Below are 22,591 nucleotides of genomic sequence, written 5' to 3' on the forward strand. Positions count from 1 at the left end.
GCCCACGCCGCTCCCGCCGCCGCCTGCTCCATCCCGCCGCCCTCCACGGGGCGGGGACAAAGCAATCCGTGTGCCTGCTTGTGCTACCTGGGGAGTGGGGTGCGTACCCGTCCCGACACGTCGGAAGGGGCTCGGATGCCGGACGGACATCCCTGCACCAGGTGGCTTCTCGGGTGCTGAGACGGACCGTCAGAAGCGGGAGAGGGCGAAGAAGCCCTTGATCTTCTCGTTCGTCTCGCGGAGCCGTTCGCTCAGCGTGCGGACGAAGGTCCAGAGCAGCACGTACGCCAGGTCTTTGTCGGTGAACATCAGCTGGTCCAGCCGGGAGCGCTCGATGACCCAGACGGAGCAGCTCACGTGGGCGATGGCGTCCGCTGAGCGCGGCGAATCCTCGATGACCGCCATCTCACCGAAATACTGGCCGGGCTCCAGGATGGCGAGCGCCTCCTCGCCGATGCCGGGCACGGACTTGGAGATGCGGACCTTGCCCTCGGCGATTACGAACATCTCCTGGCCGGTTTCCCCCTCACGGAACAGAAAGGCGCCCGCCGGGTAGGTCCGGGAGTGGCCAATCTGGGCGACCTTGGCGAGCTGTCCCTGGGTCAAACCCTCGAACAGCGCAACCTTCTTGAGGACTGCGGCATCCATGAGGCCAGCTTCGTATCACGCGCCCGAGGCGCTCTGGTACCTTGGGGCCATCAACGAGATTTGGGAGGAGTCGTGGCGGAGGAGAAGATCAACAAGGTGACCATCATCGGCTCGGGGCCCGCGGGCTACACCGCGGCCATCTACGCCGCGCGCGCCAACCTGCAGCCGGTGGTGTTCGCCGGGGGCCCCACCCTGGAGCACCCGCAGCGGGTGCCGGGCGGCCAGCTCATGGTGACCACCGACGTGGAGAACTACCCGGGCTTTCCGGAGGCCATCACCGGCCCGGAGCTGATGGATCGCTTCCAGAAGCAGGCAGAGCGTTTCGGCACCACCATCCACATGGAGAACGTGGTGAAGGTGGACTTCTCCCAGCGCCCCTTCCTCATCCAGGGGGAGAGCGTCAGCTGCCGCTCGGAGACGGTCATCATCTCCACCGGCGCTACCGCCAAGTGGCTGGGCGTCAAGGGCGAGGACACCTACAAGAACCGCGGCGTCTCCGCGTGCGCCACCTGCGACGGTGCCTTCTTCAAGAAGCAGGACGTGCTGGTGGTGGGCGGCGGTGACACGGCGATGGAGGAGGCGACGTACCTGGCGAAAATCGTCAACCACGTCACCCTCATCCACCGCCGCGACACGCTGCGCGCCTCCAAGGTGATGCAGGAGCGCGCCCGCCAGAATCCGAAAATCTCCTTCATGTGGGACTCCGCGGTGGAGGAGGTCCTCGGCGACGCGAAGGGGATGAATGGCGCGGTGGTGCGCAACCTGAAGACGGGTGACAGCCAGCAGGTGAAGGCGACCGGCCTGTTCGTGGCCATTGGCCACACGCCCAACACGGAGCTGTTCCAGGGCGTGCTGGAGACGCACCAGGGCGGCTACCTCAAGACGGTGCCGGGCTCCACGCGCACCAACATCGAGGGCGTGTTCGCCTGCGGTGACGTGCAGGACCACTACTACCGCCAGGCCATCACCGCGGCGGGCACGGGCTGCATGGCCGCCATCGACGCGGAGCGCTGGCTCATCGAGCACGGCGAGTAGTCCACCCGCTCGCGCGGCTCCGCTGAGCATTCCCAGGCCGGCCCCTTCCCGGGGCCGGCCTTTCCATTCCCGCGAAGGACGCAGCAATCCCCATGAGCTCGAAGCAGAAGACGGTGGCGGTGCACGCCGGGACGCGGCTGGCTGGAAGCAAGGCAGTGCCGGTGTCGCCGCCCATCTACCCGGCGGCGGTGAACTGGTTCGACAGCAGCGATGACCTGGACAGCGCCCTGGACGGGAAGGACTACGCCTACGCCCGAATCAGCGCGCCCAACACCACGTTGCTGGAGGAGGCGGTGGCCGCGCTGGAAGGCGCCGAGGACTGTGTGGCCTATGCCAGCGGCATGGCCGCGCTGCGCTCCGTCTTCGAGGCCCAGGGCTTCCGGGCCGGTGACAAGCTGGTGATGCCGGCGGATGGCTACGGCGTCACGCGCGCGCTGTACAAGAGTCTGTGCGCCACGCTGGGCGTGGAGCTGCATGCGTTCCTGATGACGGACCCCGAGGTGCCCGAGCGCATCCGAGCGCTGAAGCCGCGCATGGTGCTGGCGGAGAGTATCTCCAATCCGCTGCTGCGCGTGCCCGACCTGCGCGTGCTGGCGCGGGCCTGCCAGGACGTGGGCGCGACGTTCGTGGTGGATGGCACCTTCCCGTCGCCCGTGGGACAGCGCGCGTTGGCGCTGGGCGCGGACTACGCGGTGCAGTCCACCAGCAAGTGGCTCAACGGGCACAGCGACGCGCTGGGCGGCACGGTGAGCGCCTCGCGTGAGCGGATGGCGCCACTGCGCGCCGCGCGGGTGCTGGCGGGGGACGTGCTGGGGCCCTTCGAGGCGTGGCTCACCCTGCGCGGCCTGCGCACGCTGCCGGTGCGCATGAAGGCGCATGTCGAGCACGCGGCGCATGTGGCGCGGCGCCTCATGGAGTCGCCCCTGTTGGAGCGGGTCATCTACCCGGGGCTGACTTCGCACCCGGACCACGCCACCGCGCAGGAGCTACTGCTGGGCGGCGGCCCCATGGTGGCCTTTGAAATCAAGGGCGCGGGGCGGCCGGAGAGCATGCGCTTCCTGGAGGCGTTGAAGGTGGGGCGGCCCGGTCCTTCACTGGGGGATGTGTGCACGTTGGTGATGCACGCGGCCAGCGCCAGCGCGCGCCGGTTCACACCGGAGGAGCGGGAGGCCGCGGGCATCCGGGAGAATCTCATCCGCGTCTCCGTGGGGTTGGAGGACCCAGACGACATCGTGGATGACCTGCTCGCCGCGGTGGCCCAGGGGGTGCGCCGATGAAGATGGTGGACGTGGGGGAGAAGCCGAAGACGGGCCGCGTGGCCGTGGCCACCGCGCTGCTGCGGATGTTGCCCGACACGCGCGAGCGCATCCTGGCGGGGAAGGTGGAGAAGGGGGATGTGCTGGCTGCGGCGAGGCTCGCCGGCATCATGGCCGCCAAGCGCACGCCGGACTTCGTTCCGCTCTGTCACCCCATCGCGCTCTCGGGCGTGGAGGTGACGCTGGCGCCGGAGGACGCGGGGCTTCGGGTCCGCGTGCAGGTGAAGACGGTGGACCGCACCGGCGTGGAGATGGAGGCCCTCACCGCGGCCTGCGCGGCGGCGCTGACCGTCTATGACATGTGCAAGAGCGTGGACCGCGGCATGGTGCTGGACGCGGTGCAGTTGGAGCACAAGTCGGGCGGGCGCTCCGGCACATGGCAGCGCGAGGAGGCCACGCCGGTTGAGGCGGCTGCGCCGCGGCGCCGGACGCGCGCGAAGAAGGCCCGCTGAAGGGAGGCCTCCCCCGAAGCCGAGTCGCCCGTGCGTCGGCGGACACCGGTGGGCTGGAGCCCCGCCTTCTGTCCGTCTCCACACGCCGCGAATGTGACGCTGTCCACGCCCAGGGCACGCTCGTCCCCGAGGGGGCTCCCGGTGCGCGGGGAAGGCCCCCACGTTGCTCTTCAGTCCATGCGGGCGCGAAGGACAGCGCCGGTTCGAGAGGTGACGGGTGTTCGACCTGAGGGGCGTTCTGACGCTGCTGACGGCCCTGGGGGCCGCGGGCTGCGGTGCGCTCACGGAAGAGGGCGACGCGGCCGAGGTGTCGCAGCCCGTGGCGGACCGGGCCGCCTGCGACGCACAGGCGGCCCAGCGCCGCTACGTGTCCGAGGACAGGAAGGAGTGTCAGGTCGTCTTCTTCGTTTGTGCCCGGGGCGAGTCGCCCTTCTTCGACGCCTGCGGCTGCGGCTGCTCGCGTCCCTGATGCACGGGCCTACTTCGACTCGCTGAGCAGGCGCTCCTGGAAGAAGGCGGCCACCACCAGCGAGTGGGAGATGTGTCCTTCCAGGATGAGGCGCGGCAGCTCGGCGCGCGGGTGCAGCTCCACGGCGATGTCCTCGCCCGCGTCCTGCCGCCCCTCGTGTCGCTTCACACAGTCGAGCGCGAGGAAGTTGAAGCACACGTTGCCCTGGAACGCGGGGTTGGGGTGCACCTGGCCCACCGGCACCAGGCGGCCCGGCACGTAGCCCGTCTCTTCTTCCAACTCGCGCGCCGCGGCCCGCTCCGGCGCTTCGCCTGGCTCCACGATTCCACCGGGGAGCTCCAGTGTGGATGTCTCGACGCCGAAGCGGAACTACCGCACCAGCACGAGCTGCGCGTCCGGCGTCACGGCGATGACGTTCACCCAGTCCGCGCAGTCGACGCGCACGCGTGGGTGTTCGTGGCCCGTGCGCGGGTCCGCCCACCAGTCCTCGCGCACCCGGGCGACGCTGAAGTCATGCTCCAGCCCTCGCCGCAGCCGGCGCCAGGGCTTCACCTCTCGAGCCACGTGAAAGCCCTTCCCTTCAGTTGAGCAGCGCGGCGCGCTCCCGCAGCTCGCGGGCCGTCATCTCCAGCCGGTCGCGGTCGGGGGCATCGGGCGAAAGCTCCAGGCAGCGCTCCACGTCCTTCAGCGCCGCGCGGTATGCCCCCAGGTTGCTGAGCAGCGCGGCACGGGTGCGCAGCTCGCCCGGGTGGTCCGGCGCCAGGAGCAGCAGCAGGTCCACCACCGCCAGCCCGCGCTCACAGTCCTCTCTGCCCAGGTACACGCGCCGCAGGTTGGACAGCATCCGGTACGTAATGAGCTCCACCGGCGCGGGCGCCAGCATGTTGCGGTCGAACTTGAGCTGCGGCGCCACGCGCTTGAGCAGCTCCTCGCAGCCGTGCTCGGTGAGGATGTCCCCTTGATGGAACGGGTCCATGACCAGCTTGTGGTCCCCCGCGTCGTGCGCCACCAGGAAGTGGCCGGGGAAGGGGACGCCGTACAGGGAGATGCCCGCGCGACGCGCTACCTCCAGGTAGACGACGGACAACGTAATCGGCAGCCCCAGCTTCCGCTCCAGCACCTGGTCCAGGAAGCTGTTCTCCGGGGAGTGGTAGTCGTCCTCGTTGCCGCGGAAGCCCTCGATGTCCGCCAGCACGTGGCGCAAGGCGCGCAGCGGCGCCAGGACTTCGCCCTTCTCGCTCAGCCGCTCCGCCTCCACCTGCACCCGGCACGCGAGCACGTCCAGCATGTGCAGGCACCCCGGGGCGTCCAGCAGGGGCTTGTCCAGCGTGGCGATGGCCAGCGCCGCCAGGTCCAGCCGCGGGGGCTCCGCGGCCAGGGCCGACACCAGCCGCTCCCGCGCCAACGGTGGGCTGAATCCAGAGGGAATGCTCACGGCAAGAACCAGTAACCCACGAGGGCCCGGACGGCAAAGGCAGGCAGCCGAGCGTCAGAATGCTGGAGGTTCAAGCGGCAGCCGTCCCTTGATTTCCGCCCGCAGGGCAATCTGGGCCGCAATCAGCCCGGACAGGATTCCATCCTCGAACTCAAATGTAGGATGTTCCTTGAGTTCCGGGAAGTCGTGGGAATTGCGCACCTCCTCCGGGGAGATGTTGGGCACGGCCTCGCGGGCCAGGCGCAGCACCTTGGCCTGCTGCTGGGAAATCATCTTCTCGAAGAGCTGGCTGGACAGCTGCAGCATCTCTTCGGCCATCTGCTCCGTCATCGTGTGTCTACTCCTGGGCGATGTCCCACTTGGCACGGCGGTAGCTGTAACGGAAAGCGGTGGCGTCCGCCTCCCTGGCGTTGCCTTCCGCCTCCCGGCCATCCAGGAAGGCCACGAAGTCCAGCTGCCGGTCCTCGCGTCCGTATTCCTTGTCGAAGAGGCGGACCAGCTCGTTGGCGGGCAGGGTGCGGCGGCCAGCCACGCTGACCAGGGGGATGCGCAGGCCCGTCATGTCGCCCGTGGGAGCGTAGGACTTCCACACCAGCTCCGTGCACACGAGCGTCTGGTCGGAGAAGAAGTCGAAGTCGAAGTCATACGGGCGGCCCTGGAAGGTGAAGGCGCGCACGATGGCGCGGGCCTTCTCCAGGCGTGACAGGCGCGGGCGCATGACGCCCAGGTAGTCCACGCGCATGCCGTGCTCCAGGCCGGTGAAGGACACGCCCTCGCTGATGGATTCGATGATGCGCAGGGGGTCGCCATGCGCGTCCTTGCCGGTGTACTCGGCCCACTTGGCGGGGAAGGCGCGCGCCAGGTGCCGGGTGAGCGAGCCCGGTGCGCCGGGGAGGGTGGCCACCCAGGCCTTCACGTCCGAGTCGTCGTCGAAGTACGCGCCAAGTTGGGCGGGCGTGCCGATGAAGAGCTCCGCGTGTGGCCAGAATCCCGGCAGGCCGATGTTGGAGAGGTACCAGTTCTGCCGGGCGACCACGATGTCGCCGGGCTCCATCTTCTCCAGCAGGGACAGGGCCTGCTCGCGGGAGATGAGCGGCTGGCCCACGCGGCGCACGCGGGTGTCACCCATCCATTCGGCCACCGCGCGCTGTACGGGGAAGAAGGCGCGCTGCGCGGTGTCCGCCGTCAGGTCCACCGTGGCCTTGGCGAAGAGCGTGGCGCCACGCCGGGTGAGCAGTCCCTTCGCCACCTTGCTGTTGTGCTTCATCTCCTGCAGCAGCCAGGGCACGCGCGGGGCGTCCAGCGCGCCGGCCTTCACCAGCAGCGGGCGGAGCTGTTCCTTGTATCCATCCCCCGTGAGCAACTGGGTGCTGGTGGAGACGTGGATGGCCTTGTCCTTGAACCGGGCGAAGGCGCGCGCGGGCAGGCCGTACTCGGGCGCGGGCTCGTCCAGCAGCACCTCGAGCTGCTTCTTGCCCAGGGTGAGCTCCGCGTAGGTGAGTCCGTGGGCCAGCTCCGTGGTGAGCGCGCCGTGGGTGAGGAGGAAGCCCCAGGCGTGCTTCTTCGGATGGGCGTGGGCGGGCACCTTCACGAAGTCCCAGTAGCGCTGGCGGATGACCTCCACGGACACGAAGTAGTCGAAGAAGGCCGCCCAGGTGCTGAGCAGCAGCTGCTTCTGGTCCGGCGTGTATGGCACGCTCTGCTTCTGCTGGTACACGGCGCGCGACTGCTTCACGGCCTCCTGCAGCCCGCGCAGGCCCCGGACGTGGCGCTCCAGCAGCGCGAGGTCGGTCTGGGCCTGGGCGACGAAGGCCGCTTCGTCCAGGGCGAAGACGTCATGGACGGGCGGCGGGGCGGCGGCGGGCGTACTGGCGAGCGTGAGCCAGGCAAGCAGCAGGGGCGCGGCGGACATGGGGTGTGGGACTCCTGCGAGGAAGGCGTCGCGGGACGACACCTTAACCGGGAAGGGGCCAGGGCGGCTGTCCCCCTGGCTGGACAGGGGCTGGGACGGGGGCGCCCCGGGTGGTCCCGCGCCCCGGCCATCCCCACGTTGTCATTGCACACGAACGCACCAGTGCCGGGGCCAGCGCGCCCCGGCAGAAAGGCAGACAGACGATGGCTTATGGACTCGCGGAGGATCCAGCGCTCTCCATCACCCCGCACCTCGACGCGGTGGAGTACCCCGTCGAACGGGAGCAACTGGCGGCGGCTGCCGCTGACGCAGGCGCCCCCCCCGACGTCATCAACCTCTTCAAGTGCCTGCCGCGTCGCGAGTACGCCACCCGCGAGGCCGTGCAGCGGGACCTCTCCGAGGCATCCCGTCGCTCCGCCCTGGGGGGCTCGAGGGACGACGATGACGGGGTGAACCGGGACCGCCGCAACATCGGGCGGGACGCGGTGGAGGATGCACCGGACGGCCAGACGCGTCATCCGTGAACCGGTGGGCGTTGGGGCGGGGAGGCCTGGTGGAAGCGCTCGCGGGCGCGGGCGCTTTCTGCCAGCGTGTGACGGCGCATGCGTCCCGGCCCCCTGACGTCCAGTCTTCTCCTGTTACTGCTCGCCACTGCCTGTAGCCACAAGGCGCCGCTCTCCGTGTCGCCTTCGGAGCCGCGGCCGGCGTCGGTGCGACTGGACTTCCAGCCCCCCGTGGACCGCGTGCTCACGGAGACGCAGCGCAGCGTGCGTTCGGTGGAGCGGCGGGGTGACACCCTTCGCGAGGAAGTGGAGCTGACCACGCAGACGCGCTTCACGCCCTCCGAAGGGGGCTGGCTGCTGGCGCAGGCGGTGCCGCGCTCGCGCCTGACGCGCAATGGTCAGGAGGTACCCACCGGCGTGGCGGACGTGCTGGCGCGCTTCACGCTGCAGGCGTGGCTGGCGGCGGATGGCACCTTCGTGAAGCTGGTGGCCCCCGAAGCCGCGCAGGAGGCGCTCCGCCAGGTGGCGCCCTCGGGCACGGAGGCGGGCGTGTTGGAGCGCTTCTTCGAACCCGAGGCCCTGGAGACGCGGGCGCGGCGCGAGTGGGAGGTGAAGTTCGCCGGCCTCTTCCAGCGCAACCTCGTGGAGGGCCAGCAGAGCTGGGTGGTGGACCTGGTGCCCGTGGGGGACAGCCAGGTGGCCTACGTGCTGGAGCGCACGGTCCAGGGCACGCGGGACACGCCGCTGGGAGACGCGGTGGTGCTGGGCCTGCGCTGCCTGGACGCGGTGCCGGAGGATGCGCCGGACGCGCTGTGGGAGGCGTGGGTGATGGCGGGCCGGCCGGAGCTGACGCCGGGCGTGTCTTGCGAGGGAGAACAGCTGGTGGGCCGGGGGCGCTTCATGCCCGTGAGCCGCCAACTCACGGTGCGGGCGACGGTGGCGGGCGAAGCGTGGACTGTCACGACGGAGTCCCGGGCAGAGGGGCTCCAGGAGGAGGCGCGATGAGCTGGGAGCAGAACCTCATCGAGGACGAAGCGGGTGTGGAGCGCGTGGTGAAGAGTGCCCGGCGGGTGGCGGTGCTGGGCATCAAGACGGAGCAGCAGTCAGGGCAGCCGGCCTACTACGTGCCGGACTACCTGGCGCGCTCGGGCGTCGAGGTGGTGCCCGTGCCCGTCTACTACCCGGACGTGACACACATCCTGGGCAAGCCGGTGTTCCGGCGGCTCACGGATGTGCCTGGCGACCTGGACCTGGTGGACGTCTTCCGCCGGCCGCAGGACATCGACGGGCACGTGGACGAGCTCATCGCCAAGAAGCCGAAGGCGGTGTGGTTCCAGTCCGGCATCCGCAACGACGCCGCGGCGGAGAAGCTGGCGAAGGCGGGCATCCAGGTGGTGCAGGACCGCTGCCTGATGGTGGACCACCGCCGCTACGGCGAGCGGTAGTCACTTCGCCGCCAGGAAACGCACCCCCACCCGTCCTGACGCGGAAGGTGGGGGCGTGCCGAGAATCCGGCTCAGTAGTCGCCGGCGATGACCTTGGGCAGGACCTTGGCCAGGTCCGGTAGCGGGCCAATCTGGCGCGTGTTCGCGGGTTGCGGCGTGCCGTTGGCGCGCAGCAGCGAGCGCATCTGCGTGCTGGTCAGACGTCGCCCGTTGGCCAGGGCCACGCCCTGCGCGCTGGCGGCGGCGCCCACCACGATGGGGGACGCGCTGGAGGTGCCGCTGAAGCTGGACGTGTAGAACTGGTCCTCGCCATAGCTGGCGCCGAACACGTTGCCGTAGCCCATGCTGTAGACGCGCTCACCCCAGCCGTGCACGTCCACGCGGGTGCCGAAGTTCGTCCAGCACATGGGCAAGCGCGTGGTCGCCGTACTGCCACCCACGAAGATGGCGCCCGAGTCCCGGGTGTTGCGGTTGAACGCGCTCCCATACGCGGGCGCATCCAGGTCGGCGCTGCCGTTGCCCGCCGCTTCCACGACGATGACGCCGTTGGCGGTGGCCGTCTTGATGGCGTCGTAGTTGGCCTGCCAGTACTCCATTGCGATGTAGTCGCACTGGGAGGTGTTGCACGAGCACGCCGTGCCGTCCGAGGGGCCGCGGGCGTGCAGCTCGATGAGGACGATGCCGCCCAGACCCGCGGCCGTGGCCGCCCTGGTGATGGCGCTCGCCGTGCTCTGGGCCCCGATGGACTCGTAGCCCGCCTTGGCCTGGTGCGCGATGCCCGTCACGCCATAGGCGTTGCGCGCGCCCACGATTTCACCCAGCACCGCCGTGCCGTGGTCGCGCCAGCTCTGGTCGGTGTACTGGGTGCCGCCCATGTGGAAGAGGTCGGGCATGTCCTCGTGCGTGGTGCGCCACCCGCCCTCGATGTCCACCACCTTCACGTTCTGCCCCTGGCCGCCAAGGACCGTCCACGCGTACTTCGCGTCGATGCCGCCAGGCGCGGCGTTGAGGTAGCCCTGGTTGCTCTCGTAGAGCGGTGTGACGGGGGGGAGGTCCGCCGCGGCCAGCAGGCTGCGCACCGCCGCGTCCATGCCGAAGTTCACCATGGCCGGCTCGGGGGGCGGCTCGGCGTAGGCCACCTCGACACCGTCCAGGCCGTTGAGCGCGGCGACCAGGTCGGCCACGCGCTCGGACGTGGTGCCCGGCATCAGGGGGACTTCGAAGTACAGGTTCAGGTCCGCCAGTTGCTCACCGCTCTGCCGCTCCCCGGAGGCCTTGCGCGCCTCCAGCGTGGACTCGGCTTCGTCGAACAAGCGGGCCATGGCGCCAATGCGGGGCGCGCGCTCCAGCAGTGACGTCACATGGCCCAGGTCCGCCTCCAGGCGCGCGTCGCCCAGCCCACGTCCGGCCAGCAGCGAGCGCTCCGCGGCGTCCCGGTCCGACGACAGGGCCACCAACTGCTGGTCGCGCAGGCGCACCCGGCTGCCTTCGTGGAATTTCACCACGATGCGCTCCACGTAGGCGTCCCCGGCCAGCTCGCGGCCGGTGGGCTTGGCGGCGAGTGCGCGCGGCTTCAGGGACTTCGCGGGCGGCGCCGCTACCGCCGAGGGGGCGAAGGCGAGCACGGACAGGGACAGCATTGCGTACCGCAGGGGGCGCATCGACAGGAGCGACGACATCGGCATGGACAGCCTCCACATCGGAAGAGGGGACGGCCGTGGCCCGGGTCCACTTGCACAGTGGACGGGTTCACACGGGCATCTTGCATTTCTGGTCTGTCGCGAAATGAGGAGCCAGCCTCCGTGTCCGTCCGGAAGCCGACATCGGTGTGCCCTGTTGGAGGAGACGCGCGCCCGCGTCGACGGGGTGCGTCACTGGCGCGGGAACGTCTCTCATGGAATTGTGGCTCTGCCCTGGAACCGGCTTTTCGCCGCGGTGGGGGACAAGGGCGGTCTTCCGTCCTGGGAGCATCGGTCGATGCGGGTCGCAGGCGCGTTGGGGCAGGGGCTGCTGGTGGCCTTCCGGTTGATGGGCGTGGGGCTTTGGGGCGCGCTGAAAGGCGGAGCGCTCTTCGGTCTGGTGGGGTTGGCGGTGGGCGCGGCCACCTACGCGTTGCCCCGGTGGCTGGGCGTTCCGCCCGCGCCCACGTGGCTCGTCATTCTGGGCGCGGTGTTGCCGCCGCTGGCCCTGTCGGTGGCGGGCGGCTACGCGTTCATGCTGCAGGCCGTGTCAGGGCGGCTGGCCGAGGCGGCCAAGTCGCGGGGCGTGGTGGCCCGCGTCTATTCCGTGCTCAAGCCCGTCACGGCGCAGGTGGCGCGGCGGCTCCAAGGCTCGGGCTCACTGTCGCGCGAGGAGTTGTCGCGCGTCGTGAACGAGTCGATGAGCGAGCATCTGCGGCAGGCCGAGCAGGCCCGGGGTGAAGCGCCGTCCTCGCGCATGGCGGAGGTGGAGCGCTTCCTCATGGAGCAGTCCCGCCGCGTCCTGGGCGTGCTGGCGCTGCGCGCCGTCGTCTCCGCGCCGGACACCGCCACCGCGGTGCGGAACCTGGAGACGCTGGGCATCGAGCGCGTGGAGATGATGCTGGTGGAGTCGCTGGAGGACCTCTTCTTCCTCCAGGTGCTGCTGGCCTTCGGGGCGGGCGTGCTCGTGGCGGCCACGCCCGCGCTGCTCATGGTGTGGCTGCGCTGAGGCTCACCACTCCGCCTGCGCGAAGGGCACCGGAGGCCGCGCCAGGGCGCGCTCGGCGCCCAGCTTCGCCTGGTCCAGCGCGTCGAAGCCACGCTCCATGGTGGTGGGAGACACGGGCGGCAGATTGGAGACGACGACGTAGACGGGCACCTGCTTCTGCTCCAGCACGGTGAGCTGGAGGCGGAAGTGGTCCTGGCGCAGCGCCGCCGAGCCCGCGGCCAGCCCCTGCGCGTATGCCATGGGGCCGCCCACCACCTTGCGCGTCTTGCTGGGCAGGTAGTGCACGAGGATGGCGTCCAGCTCCGCGCCCACGGCGCTCTCGTGCAGCGACAACGCGGGGGCCTTGTCCACCAGGCCACCGTCCCAGTACAGGCTGCCCTCCAGGGGGACCGCGCGGAACAGGCCGGGGTAGGCGCACGTCGCGTGGACGCGCGGGGCCAGCTCGCCCGAGGTGAACACGTCGTGGCTGCCCAGCGTGAGGTTGGCGCCCACCAGCAGCAGTGGGTGTGGCAGCTCCTCGAAGGTGCGCACCGGCAGCGTGGCATCCAGCAGCTTGCGGAAGCGCTCACCCTTGAGCAGGCCCGTCAGGCCGTGTCCCGCCGCGTCCGCGTTGAGCACCGCGCCAATGGGGTCCGGGTCCCAGAAGTTGGCGCGCGTCTGGCGCAGCACCAGCTCCTCCACATCACGCACCGGCGTGCCCGCGGCGGCGTAGGCCGCCACCATTCCGCCCGCGGATGTGCCCGCGTAGGCATGAGGACTGAGGCCCGCGGCGGCCAGTCCCTTGAGGAAGCCCGCGTGACCGTAGAAGCCGAAATATCCAGCAGAGAGGACGAGTCCGAAGCGCTTGCCGGCGAGCAGCTCGTGAAGGGTCGGGGTGTGGGTGGGAGTCGCCATGCTTCGCCCTGTACGCGACTGTTGGGGCACAGGCAACGCGTCGCGTCTAGAGAGTACTGGCCTTGTGCCCGGCATCGACATATGTTGATGCGGCGATATGGAAGAGCTGTCTCAGTCATTCAGGGTGCTCGGAGACCCGACGCGGCTGCGCATCCTCCGGTTGGTGGCAGAGGCCCCGTTGAACGTGACGGAGCTGGTGTCCCTGGTGGGCGTGGCGCAGTCGTCCGTGTCCCATCACCTGGGCAAGCTGAAGGGCCTGGGCCTGCTGCGCGAGGAGCGCCACGCGGGCTACAGCTACTACTCGCTGGCCTTGGAGCAGGCGGACGGGCGCTGGCCGCTCATCCAGATGGCACGGCAGGCGGAGGACGCGGCGGGGGACTCGGCGCGGCTGAAGGATTTGCTGCGGGCGCGCGAGGACCGGCAGGCCCTCAACGAACGGCTGCTGGAGCCGGGGCAGTCGTGGTTCCTGTGGGCAGGCGCGCTGGCGTCGCTGCTGCCGCCGCTGGAGGTGGCCGACTTCGGCTGCGGCACCGGCGTGCTGAGCGTGGCCATTGCCCGCTGGGCGCGGCGCGTCTGGGCCATTGACCAGAACGCGGACGCGCTGGAACAGGCGCGGGAGCGGGCGGGCCGCGAGGGATTGGAGAACATCCGCTTCCTCCGCGAGGACCTGCACCGGCTGTCGCTCGCGTCCGGCAGCCTGGACCTGGTGGTGATTTCGCAGAGCCTCCACCACGTGGAGGAGCCGCAGTCGGTGCTGTCCGAGTCCGCCCGCCTGCTCAAGCCGGGCGGCCGGCTGGTGCTGTTGGAGTTGATGCCGCACGAGGAGCGCTGGGTACTGGAACGGCTGGGCCACCGGCACCTGGGCTTCGCGCCTGAATCCCTCGAAGCCGCGCTGCGCGAGGCCGGCTTCACGTCCCTGACCCGGGAGACACACGCCCGGGACGGGGCCAGTCCCTTTCGTGTCTTCCTGCTGACTGGAGTCAAACCGTCATGACGAGCCCTGTCCCCGCTGCCCTCCCGCTGCCTCCTGGTGAGAATGGCCGTCGCGTGGAGGCCCTGCGCGCCGCGATGCGTGAGCGAGTGCTGGTGCTGGATGGTGCCATGGGCACGCTGCTCCAGAACGAGGACCTCAAGGCGGCGGACTTCGGCGGCCCGGAGTACGAGGGGTGCAACGAGCACCTCGTCCTCACGCGCCCCGAGCTGGTGGAGAGCATCCACGCGCGCTACTTCGCGGCCGGCGCGGACGTGACGGAGACGGACAGCTTCGGCGGCACGCCGCTGGTGCTGGCGGAGTTCGGCCTGGGCCACAAGGCGCTCGAAATCAACGAGGTCTCCGCCCGGCTGGCGCGCAACGCCGCCGCCGCCGCCGAGGCGAAGGACGGCCGCATGCGCTGGGTGGCGGGCTCCATTGGCCCCACCACCAAGGCCATCAGCGTCACCGGCGGCGTCACCTTCGAGGAGCTGGTGGACAACTTCGCGGTGCAGGCCGAAGGGCTCGCGCTGGGGGGCTCGGACTACCTGCTGATTGAGACGGCGCAGGACACCCGCAACGTGAAGGCGGCGCTGTTGGGCGCCGAGCGCGCGTTCCAGAAACTGGGCTACGCGCTGCCGGTGGCGGTGTCCGGCACGATTGAGCCCATGGGCACCATGCTGGCCGGGCAGAGCGTGGAGAGCCTGGCCGCGTCGCTGGAGCACACGGACCTGCTGTACCTGGGCCTCAACTGCGCCACGGGCCCGGACTTCATGACGGACCACCTGCGCTCGCTGGCGTCGATGAGCGCGTTCCCCGTGGCATGTGTGCCCAACGCGGGCCTGCCGGACGAGAACGGCAACTACCTGGAGACGCCGGAGATGCTGGCGCGCTCCGTGCGGCGCTTCTGTGAGCAGGGCTGGCTCAACGTGGTGGGGGGATGCTGTGGCACGCACGCGGGGCACATCGAGACGATGGCCAAGGCGGTGCAGGGGCTGAAGCCGCGCGCGGGCTCGCCGCGTCCCCGGGCCTCGCTGTCCGGCGTGGACTACCTGGAGGTGACGGACGAGCAGCGCCCCCTCATCGTGGGCGAGCGCACCAACGTCATTGGCAGCAAAAAGTTCAAGGAGCTCATCGTCGCCGGCCAGTTCGACGACGCGTCGGAGATTGCGCGCGCGCAGGTGAAGCGGGGCGCGCAGGTCATCGACATCTGCCTGGCCAACCCGGACCGCGACGAACTCGAGGACATGCGCAACTTCCTGGAGGCGGTCATCAAGAAGGTGCGCGTGCCCTTGATGATTGACTCCACCGACGAGCGCGTCATCGAGATGGCGCTCACCTACAGCCAGGGCAAGGCCATCATCAATTCGGTCAACCTGGAGGACGGCGAGGAGCGCTTCGAGAAGGTGGTGCCGCTGGCGCGCCGCTTCGGCGCGGCCCTGGTGGTGGGCTGCATCGACGAGGTGGGCATGGCCGTCACGCGCCAGCGCAAGCTGGAGGTGGCGGAGCGCTCGTACGAGTTGCTGACGAAGAAGTACGGCATGAAGCCGGAGGACCTGTACTTCGACCCGCTCGTGTTCCCCTGTGCCACGGGGGACGCGCAGTACATCGGCAGCGGCGTGGAGACGATTGAAGGCGTGCGCCTCATCAAGCAGCGCTTCCCGCGCAGCAAGACGGTGCTGGGCATCTCCAACGTGTCCTTCGGTTTGCCCGCCGCGGGCCGCGAGGTGCTCAACTCCGTCTTCCTGTACCACAACGTCCAGGCGGGCCTGGACATGGCGCTGGTCAACTCGGAGAAGCTGGAGCGCTACCCGTCGCTCCCCGAGGAAGAGCGCAAGCTGTCCGAGGACCTGCTCTACAACCGCGGCGCGGACCCGGTGACGCCCTTCGCGGCGGCCTTCCGTGAGCGCAAGGCCGCGCGGGTCCAGGTGAGCACGCTGCCACTGGAGGAGCGGCTCCAGCGCTACATCATCGAAGGCACGCGTGACGGCCTCACCGCGGACCTGGAAGCGGCCATGCAGAAGTACACGCCGCTGGAGATCATCAACGGCCCGCTGATGAAGGGCATGGACGAGGTGGGCCGCCTCTTCGGCGCCAACGAGCTGATTGTCGCGGAGGTGCTCCAGAGCGCCGAGTCCATGAAGGCGGCGGTGAGCTTCCTGGAGCCGCACATGAGCAAGGCCCAGGCGGCCATGCGCGGCAAGGTGGTGCTCGCCACGGTGAAGGGCGACGTGCACGACATCGGGAAGAACCTGGTGGAAATCATCCTGGCCAACAACGGCTTCCACATCGTGAACCTGGGCATCAAGGTGCCCCCCGAGCAGTTGGTGCTGGCCGTGCGCGAGCACCAGCCGGACATCCTGGGCCTGTCGGGCCTGCTGGTGAAGAGCGCGCACCAGATGGTGGCCACGGCGGAGGACCTGAAGCGGGCGGGCGTGGACGTGCCGATTCTGGTGGGCGGCGCCGCGCTCAGCCGCAACTTCGTGGACCGCAACATCGCCCCGGCCTACGGCGCCGGCACGGTGGCCTACGCGCAGGACGCGATGAACGGGCTCGAGCTGGCCAAGCAAATCGTAGACCCGTCCTCGCACGAGAAGCTGCGCGGCGAGCTGGCCGTCCGCCGGGAGAAGCTGGCGCGCGAGGTGAAGGAGCGGCCGCCCCCGGCGGCGCTGGTGACGCGCGGGCGCAGCGCCGAGGTGAAGGTGCTGGACGCCGTGCCGACCGCGCCGGACTGGGAGCGGCACGTGCTGACCAACACGCCGCTGGACCACATCTGGAAGTTCATCAACCCGGTGATGCTGTACGGGCGGCACCTGGGCCTACGCTCCTCAGCGCGTGTGCTGGGTACGCCGGCCGAGGCGGAGCTGGCGAAGACGGAGGAGGGGCGCAAGGCGCTCGCCCTCAAGGAGGCCGTGGAGGAGCTGAAGGGCTTCCTGCGCGGCGGCCTCATGCAGGCGCGCGCCGTGTTCCAGTTCTACAAGGCGGGCAGTGATGGCAACCGGGTGGTGCTCTTCGACGGCGCGTCCGGCAAGGAGGCCGCGTCCTTCGACTTCCCGCGCCAGGACCGCGAAGGCGGCCTGTGCCTGGCGGACTACCTGCGCCCGCTGGAGGGCGGCGCGCCGACGGACAACGTGGCCATGTTCGTCGTCACCGCGGGCTCCGGCATCCGCGAGCTGTCCGAGGAGCTGAAGGCGAAGGGCGAGTTCCTGAAGATGCACGCGGTGCAGGCGCTGGCGCTGGAGACGGCGGAGGGCTACGCGGAGCTGCTGCACACGCAGCTGCGCAGCATGTGGGGCACGCCGGACCGGCAGGACATGACGATGCTGGAGCGCTTCCGCGCGGAGTACGTGGGCAAGCGCTACTCCTTCGGCTACCCGGCCTGCCCCCGGCTGGAGGACCAGTCGAAGCTGTTCGCGGCGCTGCGGCCGGAGGACATCGGCGTGCAGCTCACGGACGGCTCCATGATGGAGCCGGAGGCCTCGGTGTCCGCCATCGTCTTCCACCATCCGCAGGCGTCGTACTTCTCCGTGACGTGAGGTGACGTGACGGCTCAGAAGCGCGCGCCCAGGCTGAGGTCGGCGCTGAAGAGGTTTCCGACGTCCGCGCTGTTCGGAGCGAAGTCCCGCGCTACGAGCACGCGGTAGGTGGCGCGCAGGCCGGCGGTGACGCCGTTGTGCCGGTACTCGAGCCCGGCGGCGAGTGGCACCTCCGCGCCCCAGCCCTTCTCGAAGGCGGTGCCCACGTCCATGGGTGTGGGGTGGAAGTAGCTGACGCCCGCGCCCGCTCCGACGAAGGGCTTCCACTGCGAGAAGAGCGTGGGGCCCGCCTTGGCCAGCAGGCCGCCGTTGTGCCGCCACAGCGTGCCGCGCCGGGGCTCCGCGTAGCCGTTGGCGGAGCCCTCGTAGCCCAGCTCCAGGCCCACGCCGGAGGCAATGGGGACTTCCCCCAGCAGGGCCAGGAATGCGCCCACGCCTGTCTCCCTGCCTACGTTGCCCGACCAGGTCGTCACGCCGCTGCGTACCGTCAGGCCGGAGGCCCCGAAGCCCGGGGCGGGCTGCGCCTTGACGGCGCGGGGCGTCTCCGCGACGGCGGGGCTGGCAAGCAATGCCGCCGCCAGGGTGCCCGTCCCCCATCCACAGCGCCTGTTCATGAATGCCCCCTCCCTTGTCCGCCGGGGTGCTTCCCGGTTCTTGGGTGGAACGTTGTTGCCGGACAGGAAGGTCGGGAACCCGGCGCATCGGGGATGGGCAGCCACACTGGAAGGCCGGGGAGGGGATAGAGTCCGCGCCATGAGCGCGCCGAACATCCGCCGAGCCGTCCAGTTGCTGCCTGCCTGCGCCACCACCGGAATCGGGAGCTTGCCGCACACGCAAGTGGAGCTGGGACTCCAGGCCGCGCTGGCCCTGGACATTCCGTTCCTGCCGCAGTTGCCAGTGGGCAAGCCCTCGGAGTTGATGATTCCCGCGGCCCTGGAGGGGCTGCCGGGCCTGGCCTTCGATGAGGAAGGTCTGTGCACGGTAGACCTCGCGGCCTGGCAGGCGGGGCGCGCTGCCTTCGAGGCGCGGCTGGAGGCGGCGTTTCAGTCCGGCCAGTTCGAGGCCTTCGAGCCCTCGCCCGAGGCGTGCCGGGCCTGGCGGCCCTTCCTGTGGGAAGTGGAGGCGCGGAAGCTGGCCTTCGCGAAGGCGCAGCTCGCGGGGCCCTTCACGGTGCGCTCGGTGGCGCGCACCACCGACGGACAGCCCGCGCTGGAGGTGCCGGGCCTGGATGAAGCGATGTACCGGCTGTCCCTGGCGCGCTCACTGGCCATGGTGAAGGCGCTGCGCCGCGCGGGCACCACGCCGCTGTTCTATCTGGATGAGCCTGGGCTCTACGCGCTCCAGCGCACGAATCCCCGGCACCTGATTGCCATGCAGGAGCTGAAGTTGCTGGTGGTGGCCTTGCAGCGCGAAGGCGCGCTGGTGGGGCTGCACTGCTGCGGCAACACGGACTGGGCCGCGCTGCTGGACGTCCAGCCGGACCTGCTCTCCCTGGACGTGCGGCTGTCACTGGACGCGATGGTGGAGGCGGGGGCCGCGCTGGAGCGCTTCCTCGCCGCGGGCGCGACGCTGAGCCTGGGCATCATCCCCACGGACCTGGCGTCCACCTACGAGGTGGGAGAGCTGGTGGACTCGGTGGAGGCCACGCTGAAGGCGGCGCTGCCCGCCGGCTTCACCTTCGCGCAGGTGGTGTCCACGGTGGTGCTGACGCCTGCCTGCGGGCTGGCGATGCGCTCGGTCATCGACGCGGAGCGCATCCTGGAGGAGCTCAAGGTGGCGCAGCGGCGGCTCCGGAGCGCGCTCTCCGCCGAGCGTCCCTCCGTTGATACCGTGAATCCCCACTGAGCGGCCCCGGCCCCGCCGCGATGCTTATTGTGTCGCGGGGGTTCTGGGCCATGTTGGAACAGCGTATCGGGACATGGTTGGAGCTGCAGGACGCGCTCTTCGCCGGGTCGTGGAGCGAGGTGTTGGGGCGTCACCGGTCCACCTTTGTCTTCCGTGGCATGCCCCAGGTGACCAACGACCTGTCCACGGCGCTCAATCGCAAGGGGCTGTTCGTGCGCAAGGAGAAGGACCTGCTGAGGGCCTTCCGGAAGTACGCGCGGAGCTACAGCCCGCAGCCCGTGGAGTCCGTCTGGGACTGGCTCGCCCTGGCCCAGCATCATGGGCTGCCCACGCGGATGCTGGATTGGACCTTCAGCCCCTATGTGGCGCTCCACTTCCTCACCGAGAACCCGGAGCGGTATGGAGAGGACGGCATGGTGTGGTGTGTGGACTACCGCCAGACGAATCGTCACCTTCCCAGGCGGTTGAAGACGCTGCTCCAGCGAGAAGGCGCGGATGTCTTCACGGGGGAGATGCTGGCCACGACGGCGTCGGACCTTTCGACCTTCGACCACCTCGCGAAGCACCCGTTCGTGCTCTTCCTGGAGCCACCGTCGCTGGACGCCCGCATCGTGAATCAGTTCGCGCTCTTCTCGGTGATGAACGGGCCCGAGCTTCGCCTGGACACCTTCCTCGAAGCCCAGGTGGATGGTGTGCGCAAGCTCATCATCCCCGCCGCGCTCAAGTGGGAGGTGCGCGACAAGCTGGACCAGAGCAACATCACCGAGCGCGTGCTTTTCCCTGGCTTCGACGGGCTCAGCCGCTGGCTGCGGCGCTACTACGGCCCACGTGCCCCCGCGCACGCCTCGGACGCTCCCCCGGTGCGCAAGCGGCGGCGCGTGACGAGGTGAGTGGGCCTGGCGGCCCTCCACGGTGCTCGGCCTGGGCCGTGACCCGCAGCGCTGAATCCACGGCCCTGGCCGCGACTGCCGGCGGATGAAAACGCGGCCGTCATCCCGGGTGCTTCCGTCCCGCGCTCAGCGACGGCGCGCCCGGGCGTCAGCGGATTGTCACTGACGGCCGAGCCGAAGCTCGCGCTCGGCCTGGAACCAGTCCTGCTCGGAGTTGCCGTGCGTACCGCCCCGGGCCAGGAAGACTTCGTAGGCCCGGCGGGCAATCTGCTCGTTGGTGGGGCCGGGGCGCGACTCCGGAGCCCGTGGCCTGGTTTGGGCCGAGGGGGCAGGCGGCTTGCTTGAAGACGGCCCCGTCTGCTTGTTGGCGGTGTGGCGTGCCATGCTCGGATTCCTCCGGTGGAAAGAGTCCGCGGAGATTGGGGCGCGTCGATGCTGAAAGGAACCGGCAGGCGGGGGGCCGGGGTTGTCAGTGCGACAGGAGGACTGCCTCTGTGTCGAGCGACGGACAGGTGGCGTATGTAGGGCCGACGTAGAGGCCTTCAGCCGCCTGGCAGCACGCCCGCTCCCAGCGCGATGTCGAGCGCTCGCTGCATCGCGGTGCTCATGCCGAGCTTCTCCGCGTCATCAGGGGCGCACCAGCGAAGCTCCTGGAAGGCGGGCGTGCTCGCGGGCCGGCGAGGGCCGGAGACGCGCAGCAGCCGAAGCGAGAGGTCTCGGTGGGTGAGCTGCCGCTTCACGGTGCCCAGCGCGCCTTCCAGGGTCACGTCGACGCCCAGCGCGGCGGAGAGCCGGGCACGGGCTTCGCTGTCCGGTGCGTCGTCGGCGATTTCGGCGGCCGGCAGCTCCCACAGGCCCCCGAAGAGCCCGGCGTCCGCGCGGCGGGCGAAGAGGAGGGTGCCGGCATGGGGCCACACGGCGACGGCCAGCGTCAGCTTCTTGGGCGTGGCGCGCACCTTGGCGGGGGGCAGCTCGTCCACGCGGCCCTTGCGGAAGGCGACGCAGGCTCCGCGCACGGGGCACAGCAGGCAAAGCGGGTTCTCTGGCCGGCATGTGGTTGCGCCGTGCTCCATGAGGGCCTGGTTGAAGTCACCGGGCCGCTCGCCCTTCACCAGTGCGGTGGCGAGTGCCCACAGTGTGGCCTCTCGCTGGCGGTCTCCTGGAAGGCCTTCGACCTCGAAGATGCGAGAGAAGACGCGCGCGACGTTGCCGTCCACCAGCGGCGCTTCTTCGCCAAAGGCGATGGAGGCGACCGCGCCCGCGGTGTAGCGGCCGAAGCCGGGCAGTTCGAGCAGCTCGGCGGCGGTGGAGGGCAGGGTGCCGCCGAAGCGCGCGACGACTTCCTGTGCGGCGCGGTGCAGGTTGCGGGCGCGGCTGTAGTAGCCCAGTCCCTTCCAGCCCGCGAGCACGTCATCCAGCGGCGCCGAGGCCAACGCGCGCGCCGTGGGGAATCGCGCGAGGAACCGCTCCCAGTAGGGAATCACCGTCGACACCTGGGTCTGCTGGAGCATGACTTCGCTCAGCCAGATGGCATACGAATCCCGAGTGCGGCGCCAGGGCAGGTCGCGCTTGTTCCGGTCGTACCAGTCCAGCAGCGGCCCACGCACGCTGGCCAGGTGCGCCTGCGCGGGTGTGACAGTGGCCGCGAGCGGCGCGGAAGGGGGACGCCCGGCGCGGGGCTTCCGTGCGGGTGCTGCCTTGGACGGGGAGCTCATGCGTCCTTCTTCTTCGAAGCAAGCGCCATGCGGCGGGCGACACGGTCGAACAGGGAAGGCACCCACCGGTTGGCCACCACCATCACCCGGCCGGGCAGCGTGAGCACGGTGTCGCGCCGTCCACTCCGGCTCGCACGAACCATTGCGTCGGCGACTTCTTCCGCGGACATGGCCTTCAGCGGAATGGCGTCCTGTCGCCAGCCCTCCGCATGAAGGCGGTTCTCCCGGAAGTCGCTTTCGGTGAAGCCAGGCGACACGAGCAGTACCCGGATGCCCTCGGCGGCCAGCTCCGCGCGCAGCGACTCCGTCATCGCATTCACCGCGGCCTTGGACGCGCAGTAGCCGCCCAGCAGCGGCAGTCCCCGGTGGCCCAGCACGGAGCTGACGTTGACCACCTGAGCGCCACGCCGCTTGCGCAGCAGCGGCAGTGCCTCGCGCGTCATCCGCCACAGGCTGAAGACGTTCAGCTCGAAGACCTGCCGGAGTTGCTCCTCCCCAACGCCCTCCAGCGGTCCGTAGAGACCTTGGCCCGCGTTGTTGACGAGCACATCCAGCCCACCGAAGGCGGCGTCCGTCTCGCGCACCAGCCGCGTCACGTCGTCGCCCACCGTGACGTCGCACCGCACCGGCAGTGCCCTCACGCCCAGTGACGCCACTTCACGGGCCGCGTCCTCGAGCTCGGGGAGCCGGCGCGCGGCCAGGACGACATCCGCGCCCGCGGCCGCGTAGGCCCTCGCCGCCGTCCTGCCAATGCCTCCGGAAGCCCCCGTGATGAGGACCACCCGGCCCTTGAAGGGTTGGGTCTTCATGCCAGCGCGCACCATACCTTCCCGGTTGC

24 protein-coding genes are annotated in these 22,591 nt (G+C 70.1%); 12 read left to right on the forward strand and 12 right to left on the reverse strand.

The window, feature by feature from the left end:
• Window positions 1-189: 189 nt before the first annotated feature.
• The gene (locus FMQ63_RS31390) at window positions 190-648 is read right to left on the reverse strand and encodes a Crp/Fnr family transcriptional regulator (protein ID WP_011552046.1); all 459 of its coding nucleotides are present in this window, start codon (window positions 646-648) and stop codon (window positions 190-192) included.
• Between the two features lie 72 nt (window positions 649-720).
• Between FMQ63_RS31390 and trxB the strand changes: the two genes are divergently transcribed.
• The 4 genes from trxB (at window position 721) to FMQ63_RS31410 (ending at window position 3,920) form a co-directional block, all read left to right on the forward strand.
• Window positions 721-1,683, forward strand: coding sequence for a thioredoxin-disulfide reductase (gene trxB, locus FMQ63_RS31395; protein ID WP_011552047.1), 963 nt, complete (start codon window positions 721-723; stop codon window positions 1,681-1,683).
• Window positions 1,684-1,775: 92 nt separating this feature from the next.
• Window positions 1,776-2,960, forward strand: coding sequence for a PLP-dependent aspartate aminotransferase family protein (locus tag FMQ63_RS31400; RefSeq protein WP_011552048.1), 1,185 nt, complete (start codon window positions 1,776-1,778; stop codon window positions 2,958-2,960).
• The gene (gene moaC / locus FMQ63_RS31405; RefSeq protein WP_011552049.1) at window positions 2,957-3,451 is read left to right on the forward strand and encodes a cyclic pyranopterin monophosphate synthase MoaC; all 495 of its coding nucleotides are present in this window, start codon (window positions 2,957-2,959) and stop codon (window positions 3,449-3,451) included. Before FMQ63_RS31400 ends, moaC begins: the two co-directional genes overlap by 4 nt.
• A 217-nt stretch (window positions 3,452-3,668) precedes the next feature.
• Window positions 3,669-3,920 (forward strand): hypothetical protein, encoded by a 252-nt coding sequence (locus FMQ63_RS31410; RefSeq protein WP_011552050.1) that lies wholly within the window; start codon window positions 3,669-3,671, stop codon window positions 3,918-3,920.
• A 9-nt stretch (window positions 3,921-3,929) separates the two neighbouring features.
• Here FMQ63_RS31410 and FMQ63_RS38190 read toward each other — a convergent pair whose 3' ends face one another.
• The 5 genes from FMQ63_RS38190 to FMQ63_RS31430 form a co-directional block, all read right to left on the reverse strand.
• The gene (locus FMQ63_RS38190; protein ID WP_225909969.1) at window positions 3,930-4,262 is read right to left on the reverse strand and encodes an NUDIX hydrolase; all 333 of its coding nucleotides are present in this window, start codon (window positions 4,260-4,262) and stop codon (window positions 3,930-3,932) included.
• A 27-nt stretch (window positions 4,263-4,289) separates the two neighbouring features.
• A complete protein-coding gene (locus FMQ63_RS38195; protein ID WP_020478541.1) occupies window positions 4,290-4,484 on the reverse strand; it encodes a hypothetical protein in 195 nt (64 codons plus the stop codon).
• A gap of 16 nt (window positions 4,485-4,500) precedes the next feature.
• Window positions 4,501-5,325 carry a SirB1 family protein gene (locus FMQ63_RS31420; RefSeq protein WP_011552051.1) on the reverse strand — a complete coding sequence of 275 codons (825 nt, stop codon included), beginning with the start codon at window positions 5,323-5,325 and terminating at the stop codon, window positions 4,501-4,503.
• 84 nt (window positions 5,326-5,409) lie between these two features.
• The gene (locus FMQ63_RS31425; protein ID WP_026114194.1) at window positions 5,410-5,685 is read right to left on the reverse strand and encodes a hypothetical protein; all 276 of its coding nucleotides are present in this window, start codon (window positions 5,683-5,685) and stop codon (window positions 5,410-5,412) included.
• Between the two features lie 7 nt (window positions 5,686-5,692).
• The gene (locus FMQ63_RS31430; protein ID WP_026114193.1) at window positions 5,693-7,267 is read right to left on the reverse strand and encodes a YiiX/YebB-like N1pC/P60 family cysteine hydrolase; all 1,575 of its coding nucleotides are present in this window, start codon (window positions 7,265-7,267) and stop codon (window positions 5,693-5,695) included.
• Between the two features lie 203 nt (window positions 7,268-7,470).
• On the opposite strand from FMQ63_RS31430, the gene FMQ63_RS31435 reads away from it, so the two are divergent.
• The 3 genes from FMQ63_RS31435 to FMQ63_RS31445 all read left to right on the forward strand — a co-directional run bounded on the left by FMQ63_RS31435 (window position 7,471) and on the right by FMQ63_RS31445 (window position 9,215).
• A complete protein-coding gene (locus tag FMQ63_RS31435) occupies window positions 7,471-7,791 on the forward strand; it encodes a DUF2795 domain-containing protein (RefSeq protein WP_026114192.1) in 321 nt (106 codons plus the stop codon).
• A gap of 78 nt (window positions 7,792-7,869) precedes the next feature.
• Window positions 7,870-8,775 (forward strand): hypothetical protein, encoded by a 906-nt coding sequence (locus FMQ63_RS31440; RefSeq protein ID WP_011552055.1) that lies wholly within the window; start codon window positions 7,870-7,872, stop codon window positions 8,773-8,775.
• Window positions 8,772-9,215, forward strand: coding sequence for a CoA-binding protein (locus FMQ63_RS31445; RefSeq protein WP_011552056.1), 444 nt, complete (start codon window positions 8,772-8,774; stop codon window positions 9,213-9,215). Before FMQ63_RS31440 ends, FMQ63_RS31445 begins: the two co-directional genes overlap by 4 nt.
• Before the next feature lie 71 nt (window positions 9,216-9,286).
• On the opposite strand, the gene FMQ63_RS31450 is transcribed toward FMQ63_RS31445, so the two are convergent.
• Window positions 9,287-10,900, reverse strand: coding sequence for a S8 family peptidase (locus FMQ63_RS31450; RefSeq protein ID WP_225909861.1), 1,614 nt, complete (start codon window positions 10,898-10,900; stop codon window positions 9,287-9,289).
• Window positions 10,901-11,192: 292 nt separating this feature from the next.
• Here FMQ63_RS31450 and FMQ63_RS31455 point away from each other — a divergent pair, with 292 nt between their 5' ends.
• Complete coding sequence (locus FMQ63_RS31455; RefSeq protein WP_225909862.1) at window positions 11,193-11,903, forward strand: hypothetical protein; 711 nt, start codon at window positions 11,193-11,195, stop codon at window positions 11,901-11,903.
• A gap of 3 nt (window positions 11,904-11,906) precedes the next feature.
• Here the strand turns inward: FMQ63_RS31455 and FMQ63_RS31460 are convergent, their stop codons facing one another.
• Window positions 11,907-12,797: a patatin-like phospholipase family protein gene (locus tag FMQ63_RS31460; protein ID WP_171452358.1), complete on the reverse strand. Its 891-nt coding sequence runs from the start codon at window positions 12,795-12,797 to the stop codon at window positions 11,907-11,909.
• Between the two features lie 97 nt (window positions 12,798-12,894).
• On the opposite strand from FMQ63_RS31460, the gene FMQ63_RS31465 reads away from it, so the two are divergent.
• Both FMQ63_RS31465 and metH read left to right on the forward strand, forming a co-directional pair.
• Window positions 12,895-13,791: a metalloregulator ArsR/SmtB family transcription factor gene (locus FMQ63_RS31465; RefSeq protein ID WP_011552060.1), complete on the forward strand. Its 897-nt coding sequence runs from the start codon at window positions 12,895-12,897 to the stop codon at window positions 13,789-13,791.
• The gene (metH, locus tag FMQ63_RS31470; protein WP_020478539.1) at window positions 13,788-17,303 is read left to right on the forward strand and encodes a methionine synthase; all 3,516 of its coding nucleotides are present in this window, start codon (window positions 13,788-13,790) and stop codon (window positions 17,301-17,303) included. The genes FMQ63_RS31465 and metH overlap by 4 nt, the downstream gene beginning before the upstream one ends.
• Window positions 17,304-17,317: 14 nt before the next feature.
• Here the strand turns inward: metH and FMQ63_RS31475 are convergent, their stop codons facing one another.
• Complete coding sequence (locus tag FMQ63_RS31475) at window positions 17,318-17,917, reverse strand: hypothetical protein (RefSeq protein WP_225909863.1); 600 nt, start codon at window positions 17,915-17,917, stop codon at window positions 17,318-17,320.
• Window positions 17,918-18,056: 139 nt separating this feature from the next.
• Here FMQ63_RS31475 and FMQ63_RS31480 point away from each other — a divergent pair, with 139 nt between their 5' ends.
• Window positions 18,057-19,148 (forward strand): hypothetical protein, encoded by a 1,092-nt coding sequence (locus FMQ63_RS31480; RefSeq protein ID WP_011552063.1) that lies wholly within the window; start codon window positions 18,057-18,059, stop codon window positions 19,146-19,148.
• Between the two features lie 50 nt (window positions 19,149-19,198).
• Window positions 19,199-20,038: an FRG domain-containing protein gene (locus FMQ63_RS31485; RefSeq protein WP_011552064.1), complete on the forward strand. Its 840-nt coding sequence runs from the start codon at window positions 19,199-19,201 to the stop codon at window positions 20,036-20,038.
• A gap of 159 nt (window positions 20,039-20,197) precedes the next feature.
• Here FMQ63_RS31485 and FMQ63_RS31490 read toward each other — a convergent pair whose 3' ends face one another.
• The 3 genes from FMQ63_RS31490 to FMQ63_RS31500 form a co-directional block, all read right to left on the reverse strand.
• Window positions 20,198-20,422, reverse strand: coding sequence for a DUF2934 domain-containing protein (locus FMQ63_RS31490; RefSeq protein WP_011552065.1), 225 nt, complete (start codon window positions 20,420-20,422; stop codon window positions 20,198-20,200).
• Window positions 20,423-20,580: 158 nt separating this feature from the next.
• Complete coding sequence (gene mutY / locus FMQ63_RS31495; RefSeq protein ID WP_011552066.1) at window positions 20,581-21,753, reverse strand: A/G-specific adenine glycosylase; 1,173 nt, start codon at window positions 21,751-21,753, stop codon at window positions 20,581-20,583.
• A complete protein-coding gene (locus tag FMQ63_RS31500) occupies window positions 21,750-22,577 on the reverse strand; it encodes an SDR family oxidoreductase (protein WP_011552067.1) in 828 nt (275 codons plus the stop codon). Before FMQ63_RS31500 ends, mutY begins: the two co-directional genes overlap by 4 nt.
• Window positions 22,578-22,591 lie beyond the last annotated feature (14 nt).

Origin of the sequence: Myxococcus sp. CA005, assembly GCF_006518205.1 — a bacterium.
GTDB lineage: Bacteria > Myxococcota > Myxococcia > Myxococcales > Myxococcaceae > Myxococcus > Myxococcus xanthus.

Excerpts from the sequence above, each read along its gene's own strand:
- FMQ63_RS31455 (WP_225909862.1), top strand. The coding sequence starts at position 11,193 with ATGCGGGTCGCAGGCGCGTTGGGGCAGGGGCTGCTGGTGGCCTTCCGG.
- metH (WP_020478539.1), top strand. The coding sequence starts at position 13,788 with ATGACGAGCCCTGTCCCCGCTGCCCTCCCGCTGCCTCCTGGTGAGAAT.
- FMQ63_RS31460 (WP_171452358.1), bottom strand. The coding sequence starts at position 12,797 with ATGGCGACTCCCACCCACACCCCGACCCTTCACGAGCTGCTCGCCGGC.
- FMQ63_RS31435 (WP_026114192.1), top strand. The coding sequence starts at position 7,471 with ATGGCTTATGGACTCGCGGAGGATCCAGCGCTCTCCATCACCCCGCAC.
- FMQ63_RS31475 (WP_225909863.1), bottom strand. The coding sequence starts at position 17,917 with ATGAACAGGCGCTGTGGATGGGGGACGGGCACCCTGGCGGCGGCATTG.
- FMQ63_RS31445 (WP_011552056.1), top strand. The coding sequence starts at position 8,772 with ATGAGCTGGGAGCAGAACCTCATCGAGGACGAAGCGGGTGTGGAGCGC.
- FMQ63_RS31485 (WP_011552064.1), top strand. The coding sequence starts at position 19,199 with ATGTTGGAACAGCGTATCGGGACATGGTTGGAGCTGCAGGACGCGCTC.
- FMQ63_RS31480 (WP_011552063.1), top strand. The coding sequence starts at position 18,057 with ATGAGCGCGCCGAACATCCGCCGAGCCGTCCAGTTGCTGCCTGCCTGC.
- moaC (WP_011552049.1), top strand. The coding sequence starts at position 2,957 with ATGAAGATGGTGGACGTGGGGGAGAAGCCGAAGACGGGCCGCGTGGCC.
- FMQ63_RS31450 (WP_225909861.1), bottom strand. The coding sequence starts at position 10,900 with ATGCCGATGTCGTCGCTCCTGTCGATGCGCCCCCTGCGGTACGCAATG.
- FMQ63_RS31490 (WP_011552065.1), bottom strand. The coding sequence starts at position 20,422 with ATGGCACGCCACACCGCCAACAAGCAGACGGGGCCGTCTTCAAGCAAG.
- FMQ63_RS31430 (WP_026114193.1), bottom strand. The coding sequence starts at position 7,267 with ATGTCCGCCGCGCCCCTGCTGCTTGCCTGGCTCACGCTCGCCAGTACG.
- FMQ63_RS31425 (WP_026114194.1), bottom strand. The coding sequence starts at position 5,685 with ATGACGGAGCAGATGGCCGAAGAGATGCTGCAGCTGTCCAGCCAGCTC.
- mutY (WP_011552066.1), bottom strand. The coding sequence starts at position 21,753 with ATGAGCTCCCCGTCCAAGGCAGCACCCGCACGGAAGCCCCGCGCCGGG.
- FMQ63_RS31390 (WP_011552046.1), bottom strand. The coding sequence starts at position 648 with ATGGATGCCGCAGTCCTCAAGAAGGTTGCGCTGTTCGAGGGTTTGACC.
- FMQ63_RS31465 (WP_011552060.1), top strand. The coding sequence starts at position 12,895 with ATGGAAGAGCTGTCTCAGTCATTCAGGGTGCTCGGAGACCCGACGCGG.
- FMQ63_RS31500 (WP_011552067.1), bottom strand. The coding sequence starts at position 22,577 with ATGGTGCGCGCTGGCATGAAGACCCAACCCTTCAAGGGCCGGGTGGTC.
- FMQ63_RS31440 (WP_011552055.1), top strand. The coding sequence starts at position 7,870 with ATGCGTCCCGGCCCCCTGACGTCCAGTCTTCTCCTGTTACTGCTCGCC.
- FMQ63_RS31400 (WP_011552048.1), top strand. The coding sequence starts at position 1,776 with ATGAGCTCGAAGCAGAAGACGGTGGCGGTGCACGCCGGGACGCGGCTG.